Source organism: Plebeiibacterium sediminum, from assembly GCF_026013605.1.
Taxonomy (GTDB): domain Bacteria; phylum Bacteroidota; class Bacteroidia; order Bacteroidales; family Marinilabiliaceae; genus Saccharicrinis; species Saccharicrinis sediminus.
Map to the genome: position 1 here is coordinate 1 of NZ_JAPDPJ010000409.1, position 317 is coordinate 317.

Annotated in this window: 1 protein-coding gene; it reads right to left on the reverse strand. The window is 33.8% G+C overall.

Features of this window, described 5'->3' with window-relative positions; genetic code table 11:
• Nucleotides 1-302, reverse strand: a 302-nt coding sequence (locus tag OM075_RS25985; protein ID WP_301193437.1) for a response regulator, incomplete at its 3' end; no start/stop codon positions are given.
• Nucleotides 303-317 lie beyond the last annotated feature (15 nt).

Sequence of the window (317 nt, forward strand, 5' to 3'; positions counted from 1 at the left end):
TGCTCACATATCTTTCGGTAGAATTCATCTTTGTTTATAGGCTTTGGAATAAAAGCCGTTGCTCCGTTTGAAAGACAGGAGTGAATCGTTTTACTAGAATGATCACCAGATAGAATTATGGTAGGAATATCAACCCATTCTTCCTGCATATCCTTTAGCGTATCGAAACCATTTTTATTAGGCATATATAGATCCAATAAAACAAGATCTGGTTTTTCTTTGATCATTAGACTCCATCCTTCTAGTCCATCTTTTGCCTCAATAATTTGAAAGTTTAATGAAAACAGAAGCTTTTTTATCATTACTCTCGAATCAAT